General features: G+C 70.9%; 20 protein-coding genes. 5 read left to right on the forward strand and 15 right to left on the reverse strand.

Features of this window, described 5'->3' with window-relative positions; all coding sequences use genetic code 11:
- Nucleotides 1–67: 67 nt before the first annotated feature.
- The gene (locus V6S85_RS00280) at nt 68–2,116 is read right to left on the reverse strand and encodes a TonB-dependent receptor domain-containing protein (protein WP_334347578.1); all 2,049 of its coding nucleotides are present in this window, start codon (nt 2,114–2,116) and stop codon (nt 68–70) included.
- Between the two features lie 101 nt (nt 2,117–2,217).
- Nucleotides 2,218–2,892 (reverse strand): GntR family transcriptional regulator, encoded by a 675-nt coding sequence (locus V6S85_RS00285; protein WP_334347579.1) that lies wholly within the window; start codon nt 2,890–2,892, stop codon nt 2,218–2,220.
- A gap of 144 nt (nt 2,893–3,036) precedes the next feature.
- Between V6S85_RS00285 and ribD the strand changes: the two genes are divergently transcribed.
- From ribD to ribH, 4 genes are read left to right on the forward strand one after another with little or no spacing between them, the layout of a single operon-like run.
- Nucleotides 3,037–3,999, forward strand: coding sequence for a bifunctional diaminohydroxyphosphoribosylaminopyrimidine deaminase/5-amino-6-(5-phosphoribosylamino)uracil reductase RibD (gene ribD / locus V6S85_RS00290; protein WP_334347580.1), 963 nt, complete (start codon nt 3,037–3,039; stop codon nt 3,997–3,999).
- A 9-nt stretch (nt 4,000–4,008) separates the two neighbouring features.
- Complete coding sequence (locus tag V6S85_RS00295) at nt 4,009–4,632, forward strand: riboflavin synthase (RefSeq protein WP_334347581.1); 624 nt, start codon at nt 4,009–4,011, stop codon at nt 4,630–4,632.
- Nucleotides 4,599–5,789, forward strand: a complete 1,191-nt coding sequence (gene ribB, locus V6S85_RS00300; RefSeq protein ID WP_334347582.1) for a 3,4-dihydroxy-2-butanone-4-phosphate synthase — start codon at nt 4,599–4,601, stop codon at nt 5,787–5,789. Before V6S85_RS00295 ends, ribB begins: the two co-directional genes overlap by 34 nt.
- A gap of 13 nt (nt 5,790–5,802) precedes the next feature.
- Nucleotides 5,803–6,255: a 6,7-dimethyl-8-ribityllumazine synthase gene (gene ribH / locus V6S85_RS00305; RefSeq protein ID WP_334347583.1), complete on the forward strand. Its 453-nt coding sequence runs from the start codon at nt 5,803–5,805 to the stop codon at nt 6,253–6,255.
- Between the two features lie 143 nt (nt 6,256–6,398).
- On the opposite strand, the gene V6S85_RS00310 is transcribed toward ribH, so the two are convergent.
- From V6S85_RS00310 to V6S85_RS00365, 12 genes are all read right to left on the reverse strand, one after another.
- Entirely contained in the window at nt 6,399–6,902 is a 504-nt protein-coding gene (locus V6S85_RS00310; RefSeq protein ID WP_334347584.1) for a flavin reductase family protein, read from the reverse strand.
- 4 nt (nt 6,903–6,906) lie between these two features.
- Nucleotides 6,907–8,001 carry an LLM class flavin-dependent oxidoreductase gene (locus V6S85_RS00315; protein WP_116568811.1) on the reverse strand — a complete coding sequence of 365 codons (1,095 nt, stop codon included), beginning with the start codon at nt 7,999–8,001 and terminating at the stop codon, nt 6,907–6,909.
- Nucleotides 8,002–8,032: 31 nt separating this feature from the next.
- Nucleotides 8,033–8,680: a glutathione S-transferase family protein gene (locus tag V6S85_RS00320; RefSeq protein ID WP_334347585.1), complete on the reverse strand. Its 648-nt coding sequence runs from the start codon at nt 8,678–8,680 to the stop codon at nt 8,033–8,035.
- A 9-nt stretch (nt 8,681–8,689) separates the two neighbouring features.
- The gene (locus V6S85_RS00325) at nt 8,690–10,270 is read right to left on the reverse strand and encodes a rhodanese-like domain-containing protein (protein ID WP_334347586.1); all 1,581 of its coding nucleotides are present in this window, start codon (nt 10,268–10,270) and stop codon (nt 8,690–8,692) included.
- Nucleotides 10,267–10,881: a cysteine dioxygenase gene (locus tag V6S85_RS00330; RefSeq protein WP_334347587.1), complete on the reverse strand. Its 615-nt coding sequence runs from the start codon at nt 10,879–10,881 to the stop codon at nt 10,267–10,269. Before V6S85_RS00330 ends, V6S85_RS00325 begins: the two co-directional genes overlap by 4 nt.
- A gap of 4 nt (nt 10,882–10,885) precedes the next feature.
- Nucleotides 10,886–13,069, reverse strand: coding sequence for a TonB-dependent receptor (locus tag V6S85_RS00335; protein WP_334347588.1), 2,184 nt, complete (start codon nt 13,067–13,069; stop codon nt 10,886–10,888).
- A gap of 132 nt (nt 13,070–13,201) precedes the next feature.
- Entirely contained in the window at nt 13,202–14,227 is a 1,026-nt protein-coding gene (locus tag V6S85_RS00340; RefSeq protein WP_334347589.1) for an ABC transporter substrate-binding protein, read from the reverse strand.
- Complete coding sequence (locus V6S85_RS00345) at nt 14,227–15,069, reverse strand: class II aldolase/adducin family protein (RefSeq protein ID WP_334347590.1); 843 nt, start codon at nt 15,067–15,069, stop codon at nt 14,227–14,229. The genes V6S85_RS00340 and V6S85_RS00345 overlap by 1 nt, the downstream gene beginning before the upstream one ends.
- A gap of 19 nt (nt 15,070–15,088) precedes the next feature.
- Nucleotides 15,089–16,039: a D-isomer specific 2-hydroxyacid dehydrogenase family protein gene (locus V6S85_RS00350; RefSeq protein WP_334347591.1), complete on the reverse strand. Its 951-nt coding sequence runs from the start codon at nt 16,037–16,039 to the stop codon at nt 15,089–15,091.
- Nucleotides 16,036–17,226, reverse strand: coding sequence for an acyl-CoA dehydrogenase family protein (locus V6S85_RS00355; RefSeq protein WP_334347592.1), 1,191 nt, complete (start codon nt 17,224–17,226; stop codon nt 16,036–16,038). Before V6S85_RS00355 ends, V6S85_RS00350 begins: the two co-directional genes overlap by 4 nt.
- Nucleotides 17,223–18,086: an ABC transporter ATP-binding protein gene (locus V6S85_RS00360; protein WP_431830647.1), complete on the reverse strand. Its 864-nt coding sequence runs from the start codon at nt 18,084–18,086 to the stop codon at nt 17,223–17,225. The genes V6S85_RS00355 and V6S85_RS00360 overlap by 4 nt, the downstream gene beginning before the upstream one ends.
- Nucleotides 18,083–18,808 (reverse strand): ABC transporter permease subunit, encoded by a 726-nt coding sequence (locus V6S85_RS00365; RefSeq protein ID WP_334347593.1) that lies wholly within the window; start codon nt 18,806–18,808, stop codon nt 18,083–18,085. The genes V6S85_RS00360 and V6S85_RS00365 overlap by 4 nt, the downstream gene beginning before the upstream one ends.
- A 223-nt stretch (nt 18,809–19,031) precedes the next feature.
- Here V6S85_RS00365 and V6S85_RS00370 point away from each other — a divergent pair, with 223 nt between their 5' ends.
- Nucleotides 19,032–19,868, forward strand: coding sequence for a LysR substrate-binding domain-containing protein (locus V6S85_RS00370; RefSeq protein ID WP_334347594.1), 837 nt, complete (start codon nt 19,032–19,034; stop codon nt 19,866–19,868).
- Here the strand turns inward: V6S85_RS00370 and V6S85_RS00375 are convergent.
- Entirely contained in the window at nt 19,865–21,226 is a 1,362-nt protein-coding gene (locus V6S85_RS00375; protein ID WP_334347595.1) for an FAD/NAD(P)-binding protein, read from the reverse strand. The two genes, V6S85_RS00370 and V6S85_RS00375, sit on opposite strands and share 4 nt — an antisense overlap.
- Between the last annotated feature and the right edge of the window lie 28 nt (nt 21,227–21,254).

Here is a 21,254-nt window from a genome sequence, read left to right on the forward strand (position 1 = left end):
CGCCGTCCGGGATGACGAGCCTTCGGAGACGCCGGGGAGGGGATGGCGTCTCCAAGCTGGCGGCTGGCTAGAACAGCGCCCGCAGACCCATCACCACGTTGCGCCCGCGCAGCGGCGCCGAGGTGCTGACGAACGACGCGTGGTTCAGCGCCTTCTCGTCCAGCAGGTTCGTGCCGCGCAGGAACACCTGGCCGATCACCGGGCCCATCGGCAGGTCGTAGGCCAGCGTGGCGTTGACCATGTCGTAGCCCGGCGTCTCGCTTTCGAAGGCCGCGATGCGGTCCTGGTCGAAGACCCGCACGTACTCGACATTGCCGCTCCACGCGCCGCTCTTGGCGTCGCTGCGCAAGCCCAGGCGTCCGGCCGGAATGCGCGGCAGGTCGCCGCCGCCGTCCTTCAGCTTGGCCCGCACGTAGTCGCCGAACGCGGTGACCGATAGCCAGGGCTTCAGCTTCTGGGTCACCTGGCCTTCGACGCCGGTGAAGCGGGCGTCGTCCTGGCTGTAGCGCACCAGGCGGAAGTCCTCGTAGCGGTCCAGAGTGTCGGCATAGATGTAGCCGTCATACGCGTAGCGATAGACGCTGGCCGAGAAGGTCGTCGACCCTTGCGTCTTGCGCAGGCCCAGTTCGACCGAGGCGGCGGTCTCGACGTCGAGGCCGGCCGAGCCGATTTCGTAGGTGTTGGTCGCCAGGTGCACGCCGCGGGCATACAGCTCCTGGGCGCTCGGCGCGCGTTGCGAACGGGCCACCGACAGCGAGGCCACATAGCCCGGCGTGAAGGTCCAGCTGGCCGCCGCCGAGGCCGAGAACGGCTTGTGGTCGGTGTCGACCCGGCCCTGTGCGCTGGCGTCCTGCCACTCCTGGCGCAGGGCGCCTTCGAAGCGCCACTCGCCGGCCACGTATTCCTCGACCACGAACAGGGCCCGGGTCTCGGTGCGGCTTTCCGGAATGAAGGCTTCCTCGCCGACGGCCGAGAAGTCGCTCTTGCCCACCTGCACGCCGACCACGCCGCGCACCCCGCCGATCGGCGCATGCTGCACTTCGACGCGGGCGTCGTAGCCCTTGTTGCCGAAGGTGGTGGCGATGGCGCCGTCCTCGATCTCGTGGTGGCGATAGTCGGTATAGCCGGCCCGCAGGCGGACGCGCTCGACGCCGGCGAACGGGTCGTTGATCTCGCCGCGCACGTCTACGCGCTTGCTCAGCAGGTCGACGACCGGCGCGCCGTGCTCTTCGCCTTCATGGTCGTGATCGTGGTCGTCCTCGTCGCCGTGATCGTCATGGCCGCCGCAGTGCAAGGTGGTTCCGTGCGGGTGGCAGGACTCGTACTCGTGGCTGTGGCCGGGCAGGCCGTACTTGCTGTCCTGCTGGGTGTAGGCCGCGCCCAGATAGCCGCGCGAGCCGATCCAGGAGAGGCCCAGGGTCGCCGTCGAGGTGCGGTTGAAGGTGCCCGGAACCGTCGAGCTGTCGAAGCCGGGGGCCTCGTAGTCGTCGGTCTTGCGGCCGGCGGCCTCGATCCGCACCGCGAACTGGCCGACGCCCGCCGTCAGGCCCAGCACGCCGGCCCGCTCGTTGTCGCCCGAGCCGAAGCGCACCTCGGCCACGCCGTCGCCGCCCAGCGGCGGAACCTGCGTCGGGATCTTGCGGTCGATCAGGTTGACCGCGCCGCCGATCGCGCCGCCGCCGTAGAGCAGGGCGCTGGGACCGCGCAGGATCTCGACGCCTTCCAGCAGCAGCGGCTCGCCAGAGACGGCGTGGTCGGGCGACACCTCAGAGGCGTCCATCAGGGCCGCGCCCTCGCTCAGCACCTTCACGCGCGGAGCGGTCTGGCCGCGGATCACCGGCCGGCTGGCGCCACCGCCGAAGGTGTCGGAATTGACGCCCGGAAGGCCGTTCAGCGTCTCGCCGAGCGTGGCCTGGCGGCGCTGCACGAACTCCTCGCCGGTCAGCACCGCGACGCTGGAGATCACCTCCTTGCCCGAGCGGCCCAGCGGGTCGGCGGTCACCACCACGCCCTCGACGTCGGTCCCGCCGGGGCCCGACTGCGCGGCCATCGCGAAGGTCGGCGCGGCCAGGGCCGTCAGGCTGCCGGCGGCGAGAAGGATGCTTCGAAGTTGCATGGAACGCTGACCCCATCTAATAATAGTCGAAGGTCAACTATGTTATAACGTAACAATACGCAACCCGCAGTCGGCCCATTTTTCGCCCATCATGGGTGATGTCAGGCGCGTTGGGCGCTGGGCGGCTCGCCGATCAACTGGGCGCAGATGGCTTCGGCGGCGACCGGATCGCGGTCGATGATCGCTTGAGCAAGAGCCCGGTGCAGCACCACGTCGGCCATCTGCTCCTGCGGCGTCTGCTTCTCCATCTGCCAGATCCAGAACCGCGTCGCGACATTCTGCAGGGCGATGACGAAGCGGGCGAGGGTGGGGTTCTGGGCGGCGAAGGCCACCGCGCGGTGAAAGGCGTGGTCCATGGCCAGCATGGCACGGAAGTCGCCGGCCTCGATCGCGGCTTCCGCCCCCTCGAAGGCGGCGGTGATGGCCACGAGATCCGCCGGACGGCGATTGCGGGCCGCCAGGGCGGCGGTGCGGCCCTCCAGCATTCGCCGCACCTCGAAGGCGTGCTCGATCTCGGCGACGTCCATCGGCGCGACGATCGTGCCCACGCGTGGCCGGCGCACCACCAGGCCCTCGATCGCCAGCCGCCCCAGCGCCTCGCGCACCCCCGCCACCCCGCCGGCGTAGCGGGCGGCCAGGGCCTTCTCCTCCAGCACCTGCATCGGCGGCAGCTCGCCCAGGATTATGTCCTGCAGGATGAGTTCGTACAGCCGCGCCTTCTGAAGCCCCGGCGCCCAGTCGCCATGGGGCTCGACGCTGTTCAGGGGGCCCTTCATGGCCGGCTCGGGGGCTGCGCGCGCATGCTCACGCTCGTAAGCGCAAAACGCGGCGCCGTCATTTCCCATGGGCTCTAACATGTAAGAGTTTCGAAAAGCGACCAACGCTTGGCGAGGCTGAGGAGCCCGGCCTAACTGCTTGGCATGACGGCTCTTTCGCCTCCACCGCCGGCCATCGCCCGGGCCTTCCGCCTGGCCCTCGCCGCCGCCTCCGCCCTGGCCGGCGCCACCGCGCCCAACCCGCCGGTGGGCTGCGCGGTGCTGGCCGCCGATGGGACCGTGCTGGCGCTCGAGGCTCACCAAGGCGCGGGCCTTCCCCACGCCGAGGCCGCCGCCCTGGCCGCCTGCCGCGATCGCTTGGGCGAGGTCCACACCCTCGTTGTCACCCTGGAGCCCTGCAACCACCACGGCCGCACCGGACCGTGCGTCGAAGCGATCCTGGCCAGCCCCGCCCGCGCCGTCTGGATCGGCGCCCGTGATCCCAATCCGGCTGTCGCCGGCGGCGGGGCCGCGCGCCTTTCCGCCGCGGGGCTCGACGTCGCCTTCGTGGCCGGTCCGCTGGCCGACGAGGCCGCCCGCCTGATCGCCCCCTTCGCCATGCGCGCCACGCAGGGGCGGCCCTGGCTGACCCTCAAGCAGGCCTTCGCGGCCGACGGTTCGATGATCCCGCCGCCGGGCGAAAGGACCTTCACCTCGGACGCCTCCCTCGACCTGGCCCACGCCCTGCGCCGCCGCGCCGACGCGGTGATCACCGGCTCGGGCACGGTCCTGGCCGACGCCCCGCTGCTGACCGTCCGCCGCGTGGCCGACCCACGCCGCGCGCCCAGGCGCCTGGCGATCCTCGACCGCCGCGGCCGCGTGCCGGCCACCTACCTCGTGGGAGCCCGGTCGCGCGGCCTCGTTCCCTCCATACACGCCGACATCCCCGCGCTGCTGGCCGACCTGGCCGAAGGCGGCGCGCTGGAGGCCCTGGTCGAGGCCGGCCCGACCCTGTCGACCACCTTTCTCGCCGCCGGCCTTTGGGACGAGCGCGTCGTCATCACCAAGGCCGCGCGCGCCGGCGATCCCGACACCGTCGAGACGACCCTGCGCGCTGCGGTCATCTGAAGGAGCCTCATGTTCTCCGGCATCATCGAAACCCTCGGCGAGGTCGTCGCCGTCGATCCCGAGGACGGCGCCTTGCGGCTGTCGCTGGCCACGGGCTTCCCGGATCTGGTCCTGGGCGAGAGCGTCGCCGTCAACGGCGTCTGCCTGACCGTCGTGCGCCATGACCCGGGCGGCGGGGCCGACTTCTTCGTCAGCCCCGAGACCCTGGCCCGCACCAGCCTGGGCGCGGCCGGCGTCGGAACGGTGCTCAACCTCGAACGGGCGGTCACCTTGTCAACCCGGCTGTCGGGCCACCTCGTCCAGGGCCACGTCGACGGCGTCGCGCGCCTTTCCGAAGTGATCGACGACGGCGGCTCGCGCCGGCTGACCCTCAGCCTGCCGGGCGCCTTGCGGGCCTTCTGCGTCGAGAAGGGCTCGATCGCCCTCGACGGGATCAGCCTGACCCTCAACCACGTCGGCCCCGCCGACGCCGAGGGGCGCTTTCCGGTCGGGATCACCATCATCCCCCACACCTGGACCCACACCAACCTTCAGCACGCCGGCGTCGGCGCTCCGATCAATGTCGAGGTCGACGTGCTGGCCAAATACGTGGAGCGGCTATGTCACGCCTATCTGACGCCCTCGAACGCCTGAAGGCCGGCGGCATGATCATCCTCGTCGACGACGAGGATCGCGAGAACGAGGGCGATCTGGTGCTCGGCGCCCAGTTCGCCGACGCTCCGGCAATCGCCTTCATGGCCAAGGCCGCCAGCGGTCTGATCTGCCTGGCCATGGAGCCCGACGCCGTCGACCGCCTCGGCCTGCCGCCGATGGTCGCCGACAATCGCACTCGCCGCAGCACCGCCTTCACCGTCTCGATCGAGGCGGCCGTGGGCGTCGACACCGGCATCTCGGCCTTCGACCGGGCCCTGACCATCCAGGCCGCCGTGGCGCCGGGCGCGGGGCCCGCCGACCTCGTCTCGCCCGGCCACATCTTCCCCCTGCGAGCCGTGCCCGGCGGCGTGCTGGCCCGCGCCGGCCACACCGAAGCCTCCGTCGAGCTGATGAGACTGGCCGGCCTCACCCCCGCCGCCGTCATCTGCGAAGTGATGAACGACGACGGGACCATGGCCCGCCGCGACGACCTGGAGATCTTCGGCGCCCGTCATGACCTGCCGATCCTGACCATCGCCGAGCTGGTCGAGCACCTGCGCGTCCAGACGGTCGAGCCGGTCGCCACGTCGCACCTGCCGTCGGCCCACGGCGGCCGGTTCGAGGTCCGCGCCTTTCGCGACCGGACCAGCGGCGTCGAGCACCTCGTGCTGCTGAAAGGGCCGCTGGGCGACGCGCCGCTGGTGCGGGTGCATTCCGAGTGCCTGACCGGCGATTCTTTGGGCTCGCAGCGCTGCGACTGCGGCGCCCAGCTGCAGGCCTCCATGCGCCGCATCGGCGAGGAGGGCGGGGCGCTCGTTTATCTGCGCGGCCACGAGGGCAGGGGCCTTGGCCTCGCCAACAAGATCGCCGCCTACGCCTTGCAGGACGAGGGGCTCGACACCGTCGAGGCCAACCACGCCCTGGGTTTCGCCGACGACCCGCGCGACTACGCCGCCGCCGTGGCCATGCTGAAGGCGCTGGGCGTGGGCAGCGTCCGTCTGCTCAGCAACAACCCGCGCAAGGCCGCCGCTTTGCGCGCCGGAGGGATCAAGGTGGTCGAGCAGGTTCCGCTGCTGGCCCCCGTCACCCCGCACAACGCCGCCTATCTCGCCGCCAAGCGCGACAAGCTGGGCCACGGCCTGGCCCGCGCCTCCTGACCTGGATGTCTTCATGACCCAACCCGAAACCCGCATCGCCGTCGTCGTCAGCGGCTTCAATCCCGAGGTCACCGGCGGCCTGCTGCGTGGCGCCTTGGCGCAGCTTCAGGAAGGCGGCGCGCCCGTGGCCGAGGGCGACGTCATCGACGCGCCGGGCGCCTTCGAGCTGCCGCTGCTGGCCCAGGCGCTGGTCCGCACCGGCCACTATGACGGCGTCGTCTGCCTGGGCTGCGTGATCAAGGGCGACACCGCCCACTTCGAGTTCATCAGCCTGGGCGCCAGCATCGGCCTGATGCAGGCGGGCCTGGCCACAGAGACCCCGATCACCTTCGGCGTGCTGACTACCTATGACGACGGCCAGGCTGTCGTCCGCAGCCGCGACGACGCCGCCAACAAGGGCCGCGAAGCCGCCGCGGCGTGCCTGGGCGCGATTGCGACGCTGCGGAGGATCAGGGCGGCGGCCTGAAGATCCTCCCCCTGAAGGGGGAGGTGGCCCGAAGGGCCGGAGGGGGAAGTGTCTGCGGAGGTAAGTGCGCCTCAAAGCGAGCAATCACTTCCCCTCAGTCGCTCCGCGACAGCTCCCCCTTCAGGGGGAGCATCTTGAAGCCCTCACCCCACCTGCGTCAGCCCCCGGTTCCACGCCACCAGCGCAGGCCCCGGCGAGAACCCGACGTGTTCGGTCTCGACGATGAAGATCGAGTGGCTGCCGGCGTCGACCACCGTGTCCACCCGGCACACGGCCCGCGCCACGCCGCCGCCGAACACCGGCGGTGTCGGGCGATGCAGCCGCCAGCGGCCGGGGTCGAACCGTTCGCGAGCCCGCGACCCCGAGGCGAAGCGCAGGGCTTCCTCCTCGTCGGCCGCGCCCAGCAGCGCCACCGACAGGTCGGGACGCCGCAGCAGCGCGTCGTGGCACCCCGCCTCCTTGCGCACGCAGAACAGGAAGCGGGGCGGGGCGACCGAAAGGCCGGTGATCGAGCTGACCAGCAGGCCCCTCGGCGTCTCGCCCTCCCAGCACGCGACGATGGCGACGCCGCTGGCCAGGTGGGCCAGCACGTCCCTGAAGTCGGTCTCCGGCTGTGGAGCCGGCGCGCCGGCGTCGTACGGGGCCATGGCGTCAGCTCGCCGCCGCCGCGGGTTGGGCCTCGCGCTCGGCCACCAGCCTGCGCACCAGCGGCAGCAGGTCGCGACCGTAGGCGATGGCGTCCTCGACCGGATCGAAGCCGCGGATCAGGAAGGTGGTGACCCCCAGGTCGTAGTAGTCGAGCAGGGCCTCGGCCACCTGCTGCGGCGTGCCCACCAGGCCCGTCGAGTTGCCGGCCGCGCCGGTGACGGCGGCGACGCCGGTCCAGAGGCGCTTGTCGAGGCGCGAGCCTTGGGCGGCCGCGTCCAGCAGGCGCTGCGAGCCGGCGTTGGGCGGACGGTGGCCGCTGGTCGGCAGGCCGGCGGCCTCGCGCAGGGCCTTGGTGCGGGCCACGATCTCGTCGGCCCGGGCCCAGGCGGCCTCTTCCGTGTCGGCGATGATCGGGCGCAGCGACAGCGAGAACTTCACCTGACGGCCATGCTTGGCGGCGGCGTGGCGCACCCGGGCGATGGTCTCGGCAACCTGCGCCTGGGTCTCGCCCCACAGGGCGAAGATGTCGGCGTGCTTGCCCGCGACCGGGATCGCCGCTTCCGACGAGCCGCCGAAATAGACCGGGATCTGCGGCGTGCGCAGCGGCTTCACGGCGCCGAAGCCCTGATCGACCTGATAGTATTGTCCCTTGTAGTCGAAGGGCTTTTCGCTGGTCCACTCGGCGCGGACGATGTCGAGGTACTCGCTGGTGCGGGCGTAGCGCTCGTCCTTGGTCAGGTGGTCGCCGTCCTTGGCCAGTTCCTCGTCCGAGCCGCCGGTGATGATGTGCACCGCCACGCGGCCGCCGGTGAAGTGGTCCAGCGTCGCCAGTTGCCGCGCCGCCAGGGTCGGCTGGGTGAAGCCCGGCCGATGGGCGATCATGAACTTCAGGTTCTTGGTCACCGAAGCCGCGTGCGCCACCACCAGCTGGCTTTCCGGGCCGGTCGAGTGGAAGGCCACGAGCGCGCGGTCGAAGCCGCCTTCGTCATGGGCGCGGGCGATCTTCTCGACATAGTCGACGTCGATGACCGGGCCAGCCGGCGGATGGATCTCCGAGACGTTCTGGGTGTGGATGATACCGATGAATTCGACGCTCATGGGATGCTCCTGAGGTGCGAGAAGAAGGGGGTCAGTGGGCGTGGGTCGGCGCCTGGGCCGTCTCCTTGCGCAGGGCGCGGACGACGGACGGGCGGGCGAAGGCGCGAGTGGCCTTGGCGCTCCAGGCGGGATAGGCGGCGAGGTCGATCTGGCGGCGCTCGGCCCAGCGCCAGATCACCAGGGCGTAGGCGTCGACGGCGCTGAAGTGCTCGCCCAGCAGCCATGGCCCCGGACCCTGGGCCAGGCGCTCGATGTCGGCCAGGGTGCGGGCGAAGCGGGCCTCGCCGGGCATGGCCAGGGCGGCCTTCACCGCCTCGTCGTCGGCATAGCGCTCGGGCCGGGCGATCTGGGCGAAGGCCACGTGCACGGTGCTGGCGAACCAGCTCATCACCTCGTAGGCATGGGCCAGCTTCAGCGGCTCCAGCAGCGGCAGTAGCTCGCTGTGCGGGTAGCGGTGGGCCAGATAGGTCAGGATCGCCAGCACCTCGGTGACCGGCTCGTCGCCGACCAGCAGGGTGGGAATGCGTCCCTTGGGGTTGACCCGCAGGTACTCCGGCTTGCGCTGGTCGCCGGCCGAAAGGTCGAGCCGGCGCACCTCGTAGGAGACGCCGATCTCTTCCAGGGCCACCAGTGGGGCCAGCGAGGAACTGCCGGGGGCGATGTAGAGGGTCAGGGTCATGGCGTCGCCTCAGATCACGTAGAAGCCGTGCGACCCGTCGCGGGCCAGCTGGTCGACCAGGCCGAACTCCCAGTCGAGATAGGCCTGCATGGCCTCGGCGGCGTTGTCGGTCCCCTCGTAAGGGCGCTTGTAGATGTCGGTCGGATCGCTGGCGGCGCGGGCAAGGCCCGTCTCCAGCGCCCGGCCGGCGGCGACCCAGGCGGCCGTGCCGCCGTCGAGCACCCGCACGGGCTGGTCGGCGATGTCCTCCAGCTCCGGCGCGGCCAGGCGGGCCAGCACGCCGTCGGGCGAGGTCAGGACGATCGGCTTGCCCTCGGGAACCCGCTCCAGGGCCTCGGCCAGCTGGGCGCGGATGGCGAACCAGGCGCCCGGGATGTGGCCCTTGCGGTGGGCGGGGCTGGGCGCGAGGTCCAGCACCACCACGGCCTCTTCACTCAGGGCTTCGGCCAGGGCGCGCGGCAGGATGGTCTCGACCACCGGCAGGTGCGGCGGCTCGGTCGCCCGCCAGGCGCCGGTCGCCAGTTCGCCCTCGAACCCGCCTTCCAGCACGTAGACCTCCCAGCCCAGCTGGGCCAGCCACGAGGCGGTCATGTCGGCGCGCGGCCCCAGGTCGTCGGCCAGCACGATGCGGCCGCCGCGGACGGGGGCGAAGACGTCGGTCTCCTGCACCAGCTGGCCGCCCGGCGCGCTGCGGAAGCCCGGCGGGTGGCCCTTGGCGTACTCGTCCGGCGTGCGGACGTCGAAGCGGTAGAGGGTGCGCTTGCGGTCGGTCGCCAGATCGGCCAGCCCCTCGGCGTCGATGCGGCGGACGCCAGCGCGGTAGGCCACGTCGCGGGCCTTGGCGCGGGCCTCGTCCAGCGTCTGCTCGGTGACGTCCGGGAACTTGCGGCTCTGGCCGGTTTCCAGGCTCTGCTGCGCCAGGGTCCAGCCGATGGTGCCGTTGCGCAGGGCGAAGACAGGGTTGGGCACGCCGGCGTTCACCAGCGACTGGGCGCCGATCAGACTGCGGGTGCGGCCGGCGCAGTTGACGATGATCGTGGTGGCGGGATCGGGCGCCAGTTCGCGGGCCCGTAGCACCAGTTCGGCGCCCGGCGTGCTGACCCCGCCCGGGATGCTCATGGTGGCGTACTCCTCGAACCGGCGGGCGTCGAGGATCACCTGGTCGGCCTTGGCGTCGATGCGGGCCTGCACCTCCTGGGCGGGAAGGGAAGGGGTGTGCCGCCGCGCCTCGACCAGTTCGCCGAACGCCTTGCTGTAGGAATTGACGTCCTGGAACAGCTCGTAGCCGGCGTCCTTCCAGCCCTGCAGGCCGCCCTTCAGCGCCCTGACGTCGGTATAGCCGAGCGCGGCCAGCCGCTTGCCGGCCGGCGAGACGAGGCCTTCGCCGTCGTCGTAGAGCACGATCCGCGTCTCCTTGCGGGGCACGCGGTCGAGGATCTCGACTTCCAGCCGGCTGAGCGGCAGCTGCGAGGCGAACAGCGGATGGGCCTTGGCGAAGGGGTCCTCCTCGCGCAGGTCCAGGAGGGCGATCTCGCGGCGGGCGATCAGGTCCTGGCGGACCTCGCGGGGCGTGACGACGGGCAGGGTCATGGCGCGGCCTCGGCGGGGACCGGCTTTGAGCGGTCCCACAGGTTGGGGAGGGTGTCGTTGGAGTAGCCGGAGACGAAGGGCTTGCTGCGTCCCTCGGCGTCGTAGGTGGCGCGGCGGACCGCGCCGATATTGGCCCCGTAGACGTGGATGCTGATCGAGGGGCGGTCGTCGAAGGCGTTGGTGACCTGGTGCACGTCGCCGACGCTCGGCGAGACGGCCTCGACCTCTCCGCGCTCCAGCCGGTGGACCGGACCGTCGGGAACCAGGGCCTGGCCGTCGCGGCGATAGGGCTGCGACAGCTCGGCCCCGCGCAGCACGCCCACCAGGCCCCAGACCGTGTGGTCGTGCACCGGCGTGGCCTGGCCCGGCCCCCACACGAAGCTGACCACGCTGAATCGCTCGCGGCTGTCGCAGTGCAGCAGGTACTGCTGGTAGCGGGCCGGGTTCGGCTGGGCGTAGGCGTCCGGCAGCCAATCGTCCTGCGCGATCAGGCCGGTCAGCAAGGCCTGCCCCTTGCTCAGGATCTCGGCTTCCTCGCCCGTGCGGTCGAGCAGGGCGCCGAGATCACCCACGAACTTTGCCAGACGGGGAAGGTTGGGCGTGCTGCTCATGACGTCACAGCGCGTACTTCAGCGTGACCAGCCAGGTCCGCGGATCGGGGAAGTTCAGGTAGTAGACCCCGGTCGACGGCGTGTAGGTCGAGGTCACCGGCTTGTCGCTGTCGAGCAGGTTGCGCGCCGACAGCTGCACGGCCCAGTGCGGATCAGGCGCGGTCCAGGTGATCGTGCCGTTCAGGAAGCCCTGGGACGGGATGTTGTTCTGGCCGCCCGCCGCCGGGGTGGCGCTGCTGACCACGCCGCTCTGCCACTGGGCGTCGAGGCCGACGCGGACGGCGCCGGGGATCTCGACCGGCACGTCCCAGGTGACGCCGCCCGACAGGTTCCAGCGCGGCGAGTTCAAGAGGCGGTTGCCGTCGGCGTTCACGCCCGCGCCGCCGGCCCCCTTGTAGTCGTCATAGACCGCGAACAGCCAGCCGACGTTGAAGTTCAGGCCCACCCGTTCGGTCGGCCGCGCCTGCGTCTCCAGCTCGACGCCGTAGGTATGGGCCTGGCCGGCGTTGCCGCGGCGGCTGCCCACATAGGCCGGGTCGTAGAACGACACCTGCAGGTCCTGGTAGTCGTTGTAGAACGCCGCCAGGTTGGCTCGCAGGCGACGGTCGAAGGCCTGGGTCTTGAGGCCGGCCTCGAAGGTGGTCACGTCCTCGGGCGCGAAGGGCAGGGTGGCCAGGTCCAAGCGCGTGGCGCGGTTGTCGAAGCCGCCCGACTTGAAGCCCTTGGAGTAACTGACGTACTGCGAGACGTCCGGGGTCCATTGGTACTGCGCCGTCAGCTTGGGCGTGATCGCCGACCAGGTCTTGTTCGCCGTGCCCGCGATCGACTGGCCGATCACCTGGCCGGCCAGGTTCAGCACCTTGTTGTCGAAGGTGAATTCCTTCTCCTCGTTGGTCCAGCGCAGGCCGCCGGTGAGGCTGAGGCGGTCGGTCACCGCATAGGTCGCCTCGCCGAACAGGGCGTAGGCGTCGGTGTTGGTGATGTTGTGGGCGCGGGCGAAGTTGTAGTTGCCCGGCGTCGTCACCGGATTGGTCGCTTGCGCGTTGCGGCGGCTGTAGCCGTCGCGCTCCACGAAGAACCGTTCGTGCAGGTAGAAGAGGCCGCTGGTGAAGGTCAGGCGGCCGTAGTCGCCGTTCAGCTGGACTTCCTGGGTGACGTACTGGTCGTTGTAATGGATCAGGTTCTTCTGGATCAGCGCCGCCTCGCCGTCGTTGTCGTAGTTGACGGGATTGAGGTTGAAGCCGCCATAGGCGGTGATCGACTTGATCTTCAGGTTGTCGTTCAGTGCGTACTGCACGCGGATCGAGCCGCTGATCTGGTCCAGGTCCTGGGTCGGTTCGACCTCGGAATAGGAGCGGCGCTTGTCGAACACGCCGCCCGGCTGGTTCACCGGGATGTAGCTGCGGGTGTCGCTGCGGTCGCGCAGGGCGTTCAGCGTGAACAGCACGTCCAGCTTTTCGGTCGGGGTCCAGCGCAGCTTGGCGCGGTAGGCGTCCAGGTCGATGCGGTTGACGTCGTGGTTCAGCGTCGGGTCGAAGGTCACCCCGTCGCGCTTGTGGTGAATGTAGGACAGGCTGCCGGCCAGCTTGCCCTCGACGATCGGGCCCTCGACCAGCGCCCGGACGTCGACGGCGCCGTAGCTGCCCAGGCCAACCTCGGCCTTGGCCCGGAACGCGTCGCCCGGATCGCGGGTGATGATCCGCAGGGCGCCGGCGCTGGAGTTGCGGCCATACAGCGTGCCCTGCGGGCCGCGCAGCACCTCGATGCGCTCCAGGTCGTTGAACTCGATCATCGAGCCGATCTGGCGGGGCACGTAGACGTCGTCGACATAGACCGCCAGCACCGGCTCCTGGATCGGATCGGCCTCGCCGACGCCCCGCAGCGCATAGGTCTGGGTGGTGTGGCTGATGGTGACGCGGCTGATCGACAGGTTCGGGATCTGGCCGGCCAGGTCGCGGATGTTGTCGACCTTGCGGTCGGCCAGCACCTGCGGGCCGAAGGCCGAGATGGCGATGGCGGTCTTCTGCAGGTCGGTGGCGCGGCGCTCGGCGGTGACGATCACCTGCTCGACGGCGGCCGACCCGCTGTCGTCGGTATTGGCGGCCGGCGCCGGTTCGGCCGCCAAGGCCCCGCCGGAGACGGCGAGGCCTGAAGTGAAGGCGAGAAGCTGAAGTTTGAAGGTCTGCACGGATCTATCCCCGACTTGTTCGATGGGGATTTGTCTTGGTGAGGCCGCTTATCTCAACGAATATAAAATGATCGAGCGAATAGCTCTGCTCATATCGTCCGAAGTCATCGGATATATTTGCAGCGCTCGACATTATTTCAGGAATGATGAGAGGCGGTCATCCCACAGCGGGCGCACGTCGACACGCGAAGGGATGATCTTGGCGGCGGCGAAGGTGTCGGCCACCGCCTGCTCCGAAGCGATCGCCGCCTCGCTGATCGGGCCAAGGATGCTCGGAGACGACTTCTCGCGGAACTCCTGCGCGTAGTATTCGGCCTTCACGCCCGTGGCCTTGGCGCGGGCCTGCGCCCAGCGGTCGCCATCGGCGTTGATCCAGTCGAACACCCGCTTGTAGCGGCTGACATAGTCGCCCAGCGCCTGGAAGCGGACGGGATCGTCCAGCGCCTCCTTGGCCGCCGTGATCAGGTAGTTGCCCGACAGTATGCCCAGCGCCGTGCGCAGCACCCGCGCCCCGGCCGCGCGGGCCTGGTAGACGATGACGCCGTAGATCACCCAGGCGTCCAGCGCCCCGCTCTGGAAGGCCGCCAGGCCGTCCTGCGGGCTCAGCGCCACCGGCTGGATGTCGCTCCAGGCCAGACCCGCCTCCTGCAGCAGCCGCAGCAGGATGTAGTGCGAGGTCGTGGCCTTCACGTAGCCGACGCGCTTGCCCTTCAGGTCCTTGAAGTCCCTGATGGGCGAGCCCTTGGGCACGAGGACCACCTGGTTGTTCACGTCGCCTTGCAGCACACCGACGATGCGCACCTGGTTGCCGGGCTGGGCGGCGACGAAGATCGGCGGGATCTCGCTCATGCCGCCGAAGTCCAGCGCCCGGGCGTTGATCGCCTCGGCGATCAAGTTGCCGCCGGCGAACTGGGTGCGGGCCAGCTTGTAGGGCGGCGCGGCGATGCCGGCCTCGCCGAAGAAGCTCTCGGGATTGCCGCGATAGGTGGCGACCCTGAGCGTCAGGTCGGCCAGCGAGCCGGCCTTGTCGTCGCCCTTGCCAGAGCCTGGGGGCGAACAGGCCGCCAGGTTCACGGTGGTCAGGCCCGCCAGCGACAGGCCCGCGATCGAAAGGCCGCCGGACATCAGGTCGCGGCGGGAAAGGGAAAGGCCGGTCATCAGTCGAACAGGTCCGGCTCTTCTTCGGTGACGATGTCCCAGTAGGGCTGGAAGGCGTAGATGCCGCCCAGCTCCGTGCCGACCTGGCTCGCGGTATGTTTGGCGACCTCCGGCGGCATCGGCTTGGTCGGGCCCGCCGCTTCGGCGAGAAGCTGGGCCTGGCAGGCGTTCTCCAGGGCGAGATAGCGCCAGACGGCCGCTTCCACCGACTGGCCGACGGTCAGGATGCCGTGGTTCTGCAGGATCACCGCCTTCTTGGGCCCCAGCGCTTTGGCGATCTTCTGGCCCTCGCTGGTGTCCAGCACCACGCCCGAGAATTCCTCGAACAGGGCGTGATCGTCGTAGAAGGCCGCCGAGTCCTGGGTCAGCGGGTCGAGCAGCCGGCCCAGGGCCGACCAGGCCTTGCCGTACAGCGAGTGCGAGTGGGCCGCGGCCACCACGTCGGGGCGCGCCTCGTGCAGCTGCGAGTGGATGGCGAAGGCGGCGCGGTTCAGGCGGGCTGGGGCCTTGGCCGGCGGCTGCACGATCTCGCCCGCGTGGCTGACCAGCATCAGGTCGCTGACCTTGATGCGCGAGAAGTGCACGCCCAGCGGATTGACCCAGAAGTGGTCGGTCAACTCGGGATCGCGGGCGGTGATGTGGCCGGCGCCTCCCATGTCGAAGCCGTAGCGGCCGAACAGGCGATAGCCGGCGGCCAGGCGCTGCTTGCGATAGAGCCGCTCCAGCTCGAGCGTCGGCTGCTGGGGGATCTCGCCCGCGCCGAACGGCGGCAGCACGGTCTCGATCTTGGCGGGGTGCGGGCCGGCGGCGGCGAAGCCGCGGGGTGAGGGGATCGCGGTCATCGCGAAAGGGTCCTTGTTCTCAGTAGCCGCGCGACAGGTCGACGACGTCGGCCAGGGGCGCGCCGGCGCGGAAGCGTGCGAGGTTCTGGGCGAAGCTGGTCGCCAGGTTGATGCGGGTGTCGGGGGTGTGCACCGAAGTGTGGGGCGACAGGCGCACCTTGGGATGGCCGTAGAACGGGTGGCCGTCGGTCAGCGGCTCGGGGAAGGTGACGTCCAGGCTGGCGCGCGACACGCGGCCGTCCTCCAGCGCCGCCAGCAGGGCGTCGTCGTCGATCAGCGCGCCGCGGGCGATGTTGATCAGGTGCAGGCCGGGCTTGGCGTGGGCCAGGACCTCGCGGCCGATCAGGCGCTCGGTCTCCGGCGTCGCCGGAGCGGCCAGCACCACGTGGTCGCTGCGGGCGAACAGGGTCTTCAGGTCGGCCACCCGCTCGACGCCGGACACGGGGATCGGCTTGTCCGAGCGACGGGTGGCGATGACGTTCAGGCCCAGGGCCTGGGCGCGCGGGGCCAGGGCCTCGCCGATGGCGCCGAAGCCCACCAGACCCAGCGTGGTGCCGGAGATCAGCTTCAGCGGCTGGGGCGTCCAGCGCTCGGCCTTGTCGATCCAGATCTCGGGCAGGCGCTTGGCGTCGGCCAGGATCGCCGCCAGGGCGAACTCGGCCAGCGCCACGGCCGACGAGCCGCGCGCCGAGGTCACTACGGGGCCGTCGAACAGCCAGTCCGGATAGAAGTCGATGCCGACCGAAACCAGCTGCACCCAGCGTACGTCGAACGGCCAGCCCGGCGGCGGCGTCTTGGGCAGCACGCCGCCGGCCTTGCGGAACGGCGCGGCCACCAGGACCTTGGCCGAGGGTGGCAGGGGCGTGGTCAGGCCCGGCGGCACGGCGATGATCTCTGCGTCGGCCGCATGCTGGGCGAAGACGCTGTTGAACACCTCGGGCAGCTGGCTGGCGACGACGAGACGGCTCATGGCGCCGCCTCCGCACCGATATCTTCCCGGGAGGCGAAGGCCGCGCGACCCGCGCCGGTCAGCACCACGTCGGCCTGGGGGGTGTGCACGCGGCCGCACAGCACGTCGCGGTGATGGCGCTCCAGCGGGTTGGCGCGGGTCAGGCCAGGATTGCCGGTCAGCTTCAGGGCCTTCTCGACCACGGTGATGGCGTTCTCGGTGACCAGGTGCTTGACCAGGCCGCTTTCACTGGCGGCCGTGTCGCCGCGCGCGGCGCTGTCCAGCAGCACGCGGTTGGCCAGCAGCAGGCCGTCGATCTCGCCCAGGGCCTCCTGGAAGCGGGGCAGGGTCGAGAGGCTGGCGCCCAGGTTGGCGGGCCTGCGGGCCAGCAGAAAGTCGGCCAGCCAGTCGCGGGCCGAGCGCGCGACGGCGTCGTAGATCGCCGCCGTCAGCACCGACGACCAGGTTCCGAACACGGCCGAATAGGGCGGCGGAGCGCCCGGGGGCTGCGGGTCCAGGGCGTGGTCCAGCGGGACCAGCACGTCCTCGAACACCACGTCGTGGCTGGCGCTGGCGCGCAGGCCCAGGTGGTCCCAGGTCTCCTCGATGACCACGCCGGGACTGTCGGCGCGGACCAGCCAGCCGCCGACCAGGGGGGCTGCGTCGTCGCTGCGGGCCCAGACCACGAACCAGGTCAGGGCGCTGGAGCCGGTGGAGTAGATCTTGCGGCCGCTGATCCGCCAGCCTTCCGGCGTGCGGCGGGCGATGGTGGCCGGCAGGCCGCCGCGGGCCGGCGTGCCGAGATCAGGCTCGACCCGCAGGGCGTTGATCAAGGCCCCGTGGTCAATGGCGTCGCCGATGACCCGCTGCTTCAGGTGCTCGGGCCAGCCCGAACGCCCCTCGACCGAGGCGTGGAACAGGTACTGCATCACCAGGACGAGCGCTGTGGCCGGCTCGCCCCGGGCGACGGCCGAGACCACCTTCAGGGCGGTCGGCAGGTCGCTTTCCAGGCCGCCGAGGCGCTTGGGCGCGGTCAGGGCCAGCAGGCCCGCCTCGTGCAGGGCCTGGAAATTGGCGAAGGGAAAACTGGCCTCGCGGTCGTGACGGCCGGCGGTGGCGGCGAAGGCCTGCGTCAGGCCCGGCAGCACCGCGTCCAGGTCGGGCAGGCGCGGGGAAGGCTCCAGGCGGCGGGCGGCGGCGGTGCTCACTGCACGGCCTCGCCGGTCGGGAAGGCGATCAGGGCGCCCTCGTGCGGGGCCTCTTGCAGGGAAACGGGCGCCTCGACGCCCAGGTGACCGAGCAGGCGACGGCGAATGGCCTGGAAGCGCGCGTCCGGCGCACGCGGGCGCTCCAGCGTGATGTGCTCCTCGGCGGCGATCCTGCCCTTGTTGAGCACCAGCACGCGGTCGGCCAGCGAGATGGCCTCGTCGACGTCGTGGGTGACCAGCAGGACGGCCGGCTTGTGCTCGTGCCAGAGGTTGAGGACCAGATCGTGCATCTTCAGCCGGGTCAGGGCGTCGAGGGCCGCGAACGGCTCGTCGAGCAGCAGCAGGCCCGGCTCGCGTACGAGGGCGCGGGCCAGGGCCGTGCGCTGAGCCTCGCCGCCGGAGAGGGTGGAGGGCCACGCGTCGAGGCGGTGGCCGAGGCCGACCTCCTTCAGCGCCGCTTCGGCTCTGGCCCGGACGCCCCCCTTTTTGAAACTTGGGTCCTTCAGGCCCAGCGCGACGTTGCGCCAGACCTTCTTCCACGGCAGCAGGCGGGCGTCCTGGAACACCACGGCGCGGGTGCTCGGCGTCGTGACGTCCTGGTCGCCGACCGGATCCAGCCCGGCCAGGGTGCGCAGCAGGGTGGTCTTGCCCGAGCCGCTGGCGCCCAGCAGGGCGACGAACTCGCCCGGCGCGATCGACAGGTCGAGGCCGTCGATGACCCGGTTCTCGCCGAACTGACGGACGAAGCCGGTCAGTTTCACGGCCGGGGCGACGGACGGCGGGGCGATCGACGGCGAAGCCGGCGCGGGCGATACGGTGTCGAAGGCGCGGCGGCGGATGCGCGGCTGGACCATGGTCATTGCTCCACGAGGCTGGGCCGCCAGGCCAGAGCGCGGCGCTCCAGCGTGCGGACGAGGGCGTCGGCGCCGAGGCCGAGCAGGGCGTAGACGAGCAGGCAGACGACGATGATGTCGGTCCGCATGAAATCGCGGGCGTTGTTGATCAGGTGGCCAAGGCCCGCCTGGGCGTTGATCTGCTCGGCCACCACCAGCACCAGCACCGACACGCCCAGGGCGTAGCGCAGGCCGACGAAGAACGAGGGCAGGGCGCCCGGCAGGATCACCTCGCGCACCAGGCTCCAGCCCGACAGGCCAAAGCTCCGGGCGGCCTCGACCAGCCGCACGTCGATGCCGCGCACTCCGGCGAAGAGGTTCAGGTAGATCGGGAAGGTGGTCGCCACCGCGATCAGCACGATCTTCGGCGTCTCGCCGATGCCGAACCAGACGATGAACAGCGGGGTCAGGGCCAGGGACGGGATGGTCCGCTTGATCTGCATCAGCGGGTCGATCGCGGTCTCGCCCAGGCGCGACAGACCGGCGACCAGTCCGAGGGTCACAGCCACGGCCAGCGCGATCGCCAGGCCGGCGGCGGCCCGCGCCAGCGACACCAGCAGGTTGGCGGGCAGCTCGCCGGAGATGGTCAGCGCCCAGAAGGTTTCGGCCACCGTCGAGGGCGCGGCCAGCACCCGCTCGGGGATCACGCCGAGCCGCGATCCCAACTCCCACAAGGCCAGAAGCAGCACCGGAGACAGCCAGCGGGCTCGCGAGAGGCGAGGCCATCGAAAGGGCCTGGCTGAAGAAATTCTATCGGCGATCGCCAAAGACATCGGGGCGCTTCCATCGCTGTGACCGTTGCGGCGGGGGCGCCGTTGCTTCACAGAGATGGACGCTGAATTCCTACTCGATCAATAGACTTATCCTCAGGGGTCTTATTAGAGTTCCTCAACGGGGTAGACGGGACGCCAGATGCCGACCAACCTTCCGACCGAACTTCTCCGCAGCTTCGTGGCCATCGTCGACAGCGGTTCGATGCTGCGCGCCACCGAGCGCGTCTTCGTCACCCAGTCGGCCCTGAGCCTGCAGATGAAGCGGCTGGAGGAGACCGTTCTGACGCCGCTGTTTCACCGTGAGGGGCGGCGTCTTTCGCTGACCCCGGCCGGCCAGACCCTGCTGGGCCACGCCCGGGATATCCTGGCGCTGAACGACCGGGCGGTGGTGGCGTTGACCGGCGACGCCCTGGCCGGGCCTGCCAGGGTGGGCTTGGTTCAGGACTTCGCCGAGACCCTGCTGTCGGGCGTGCTGGCTCGTTTCGCCCAGCTCAATCCCGACACCCAGTTGCAGGTGAGGGTGGCTGGCTCGCCCGAACTGCTGGATCTGCTGCGCAGCGACCGCCTGGACGTGATCCTGTGCATGGGGGCCTATGACGATCCCGCCGCGGCGCGGACCGTGCCGATGGTCTGGCACGGCGATGCGGACCTGACCAAGCTGGACGTCCTGCCGCTGGCGATCCTGGAGGCGCCGTGCCGCTTTCGCGATGCGGCCCTTGCGGCGTTGGAGCGGGAAGGGCGACCCTACCGGGTGGCTCTGGAGACCCCCAGCCTCTCGGCCCTGCGCGCGGCGGTGCAGTCGGGCCTGGCGGTCACCTGCCGCACCAGCCTGTTCCGTCCGGACGCCCAGCCGATCCCCGACGCGGCCCTGCCCAGCCTGCCGAAGGTGGCCTATGTCCGTCGCACCGGCCCGGCTCCGCACCCGTCGATCGGCAAGCTGTCGGAGTTGATCCACACCGCGGCGCTGGAGCTCTAACCGCGTCGCGTCGCCGCCAGGGCGGCGGCGGCCACCTGCGCCGCCTGGCCGCGGATGTCGGGCACTGCGTTGATCTCCCACCAGGCCCCGCGCGTGACAGGGCCGACCGCGAACAGGGTGCGGCTGGCGCAGCCCGACATGTCGAGCAGGCGGTTGTCGGCGTCGACGTCGAGGCCCAGGCGCAGGGGATCGGGCCGCGCCAGGCCGCGCCGGATCAGGTCGAGCAGCAAAGGATCGGTCGATCGGGTCACGTCGCCGGTCGGGCCCGTGGCGTTGATCACCGCCGAGACCGAGAACGGCTGCGAGGCGGTCTCGCCGCGCGGCCGCCAAGCGCCTTCGACCCGGCCGTCCTCGGCTTCGGCCAAGCGCACGATCTTGCCGGCGGCGACTTTCAGGCGGCCCGAGCGACGCAGGCCGGCGACCCGTGAGGCGACCTCGGGCGACAGGCGGTGACGATGCACGTCCCAGAAGGGCCGCGCGTGGCGCAGGAAGGCCTGCTTGTGGGCCACGCTCCAGCCCCGCCAGAGGTCGTGGGTGGCCGGGCGCAGGGCGTCGACGGCGGTGCGCCAGCCGTGCTCGGCCGCCGTGCGGCGCAGCCAGGCGAGGGCGGCTAGCGGCGGAATGTCAGAGGCCGGCGGCGAGGGCGGCCGGGCCGGCGGCTCGCCCTCGTGCTCCCGGGGCATGAGGCCGCGTCGCGACAGGGCGATGATCGAGCGGCCGGGCGCGGCGTCTTCGAGGCTCAAGGCCAGGTCCACCATCGTCAGGCCCGTTCCCAGCAGCAGCACGGGGCCGGACGGCAGGCGAGCCGGGTCCCAGCGCCAGGGATCGGCGACATAGGCGCTCGAGGCGGCCAGGGCTTCGGTCACCCCCGGCGGGCGGCAGGGCGGGGGATTGCCGAGCGCCAGCACCACGGCGTCGACCAGGATGGGACGGCCCATGGCGGTGGTCAGCCGCCAACCGTCGCCGCCGGGCTCCAGCCCGACCACGGCGTCCGGCGCGATCACCAGGCGGCCGGCGCCTTCCGGGCCTTCGACGATCTCGGCGAGCAGGGCCTGCAGGTAGCGTCCATAGTCGCCGCGCGTGGCGAAGTCGCCGGGGCCGACATCCAGTCCCAGACCCCGCAGCCAGGCCACGAAGTCGCCCGGACGGTCGGGCCAGGCGCTCATGTTGCCGGCGCGGACGTTCAGCCGGTGGCTGGGATTATGGGTGGCGTAGGCCGCGCCCAGCCCGACCGGCGCGTTGCGCTCCAAGAGGATGACCCGCACGGCCGCGCCGTCCCGCAGCAGGTGCAGGGCGGTCATCACGCCGCTGAAACCTGCGCCGACCACGGCGATCACGGGCGTTGGTGGCGAGGCCATGCTCAGAAAACTCTACGAAATCGATAGG

Origin of the sequence: Caulobacter sp. CCNWLW153, from assembly GCF_036889365.1 — a bacterium.
In the GTDB taxonomy this organism is placed as follows: domain Bacteria; phylum Pseudomonadota; class Alphaproteobacteria; order Caulobacterales; family Caulobacteraceae; genus Caulobacter; species Caulobacter radicis.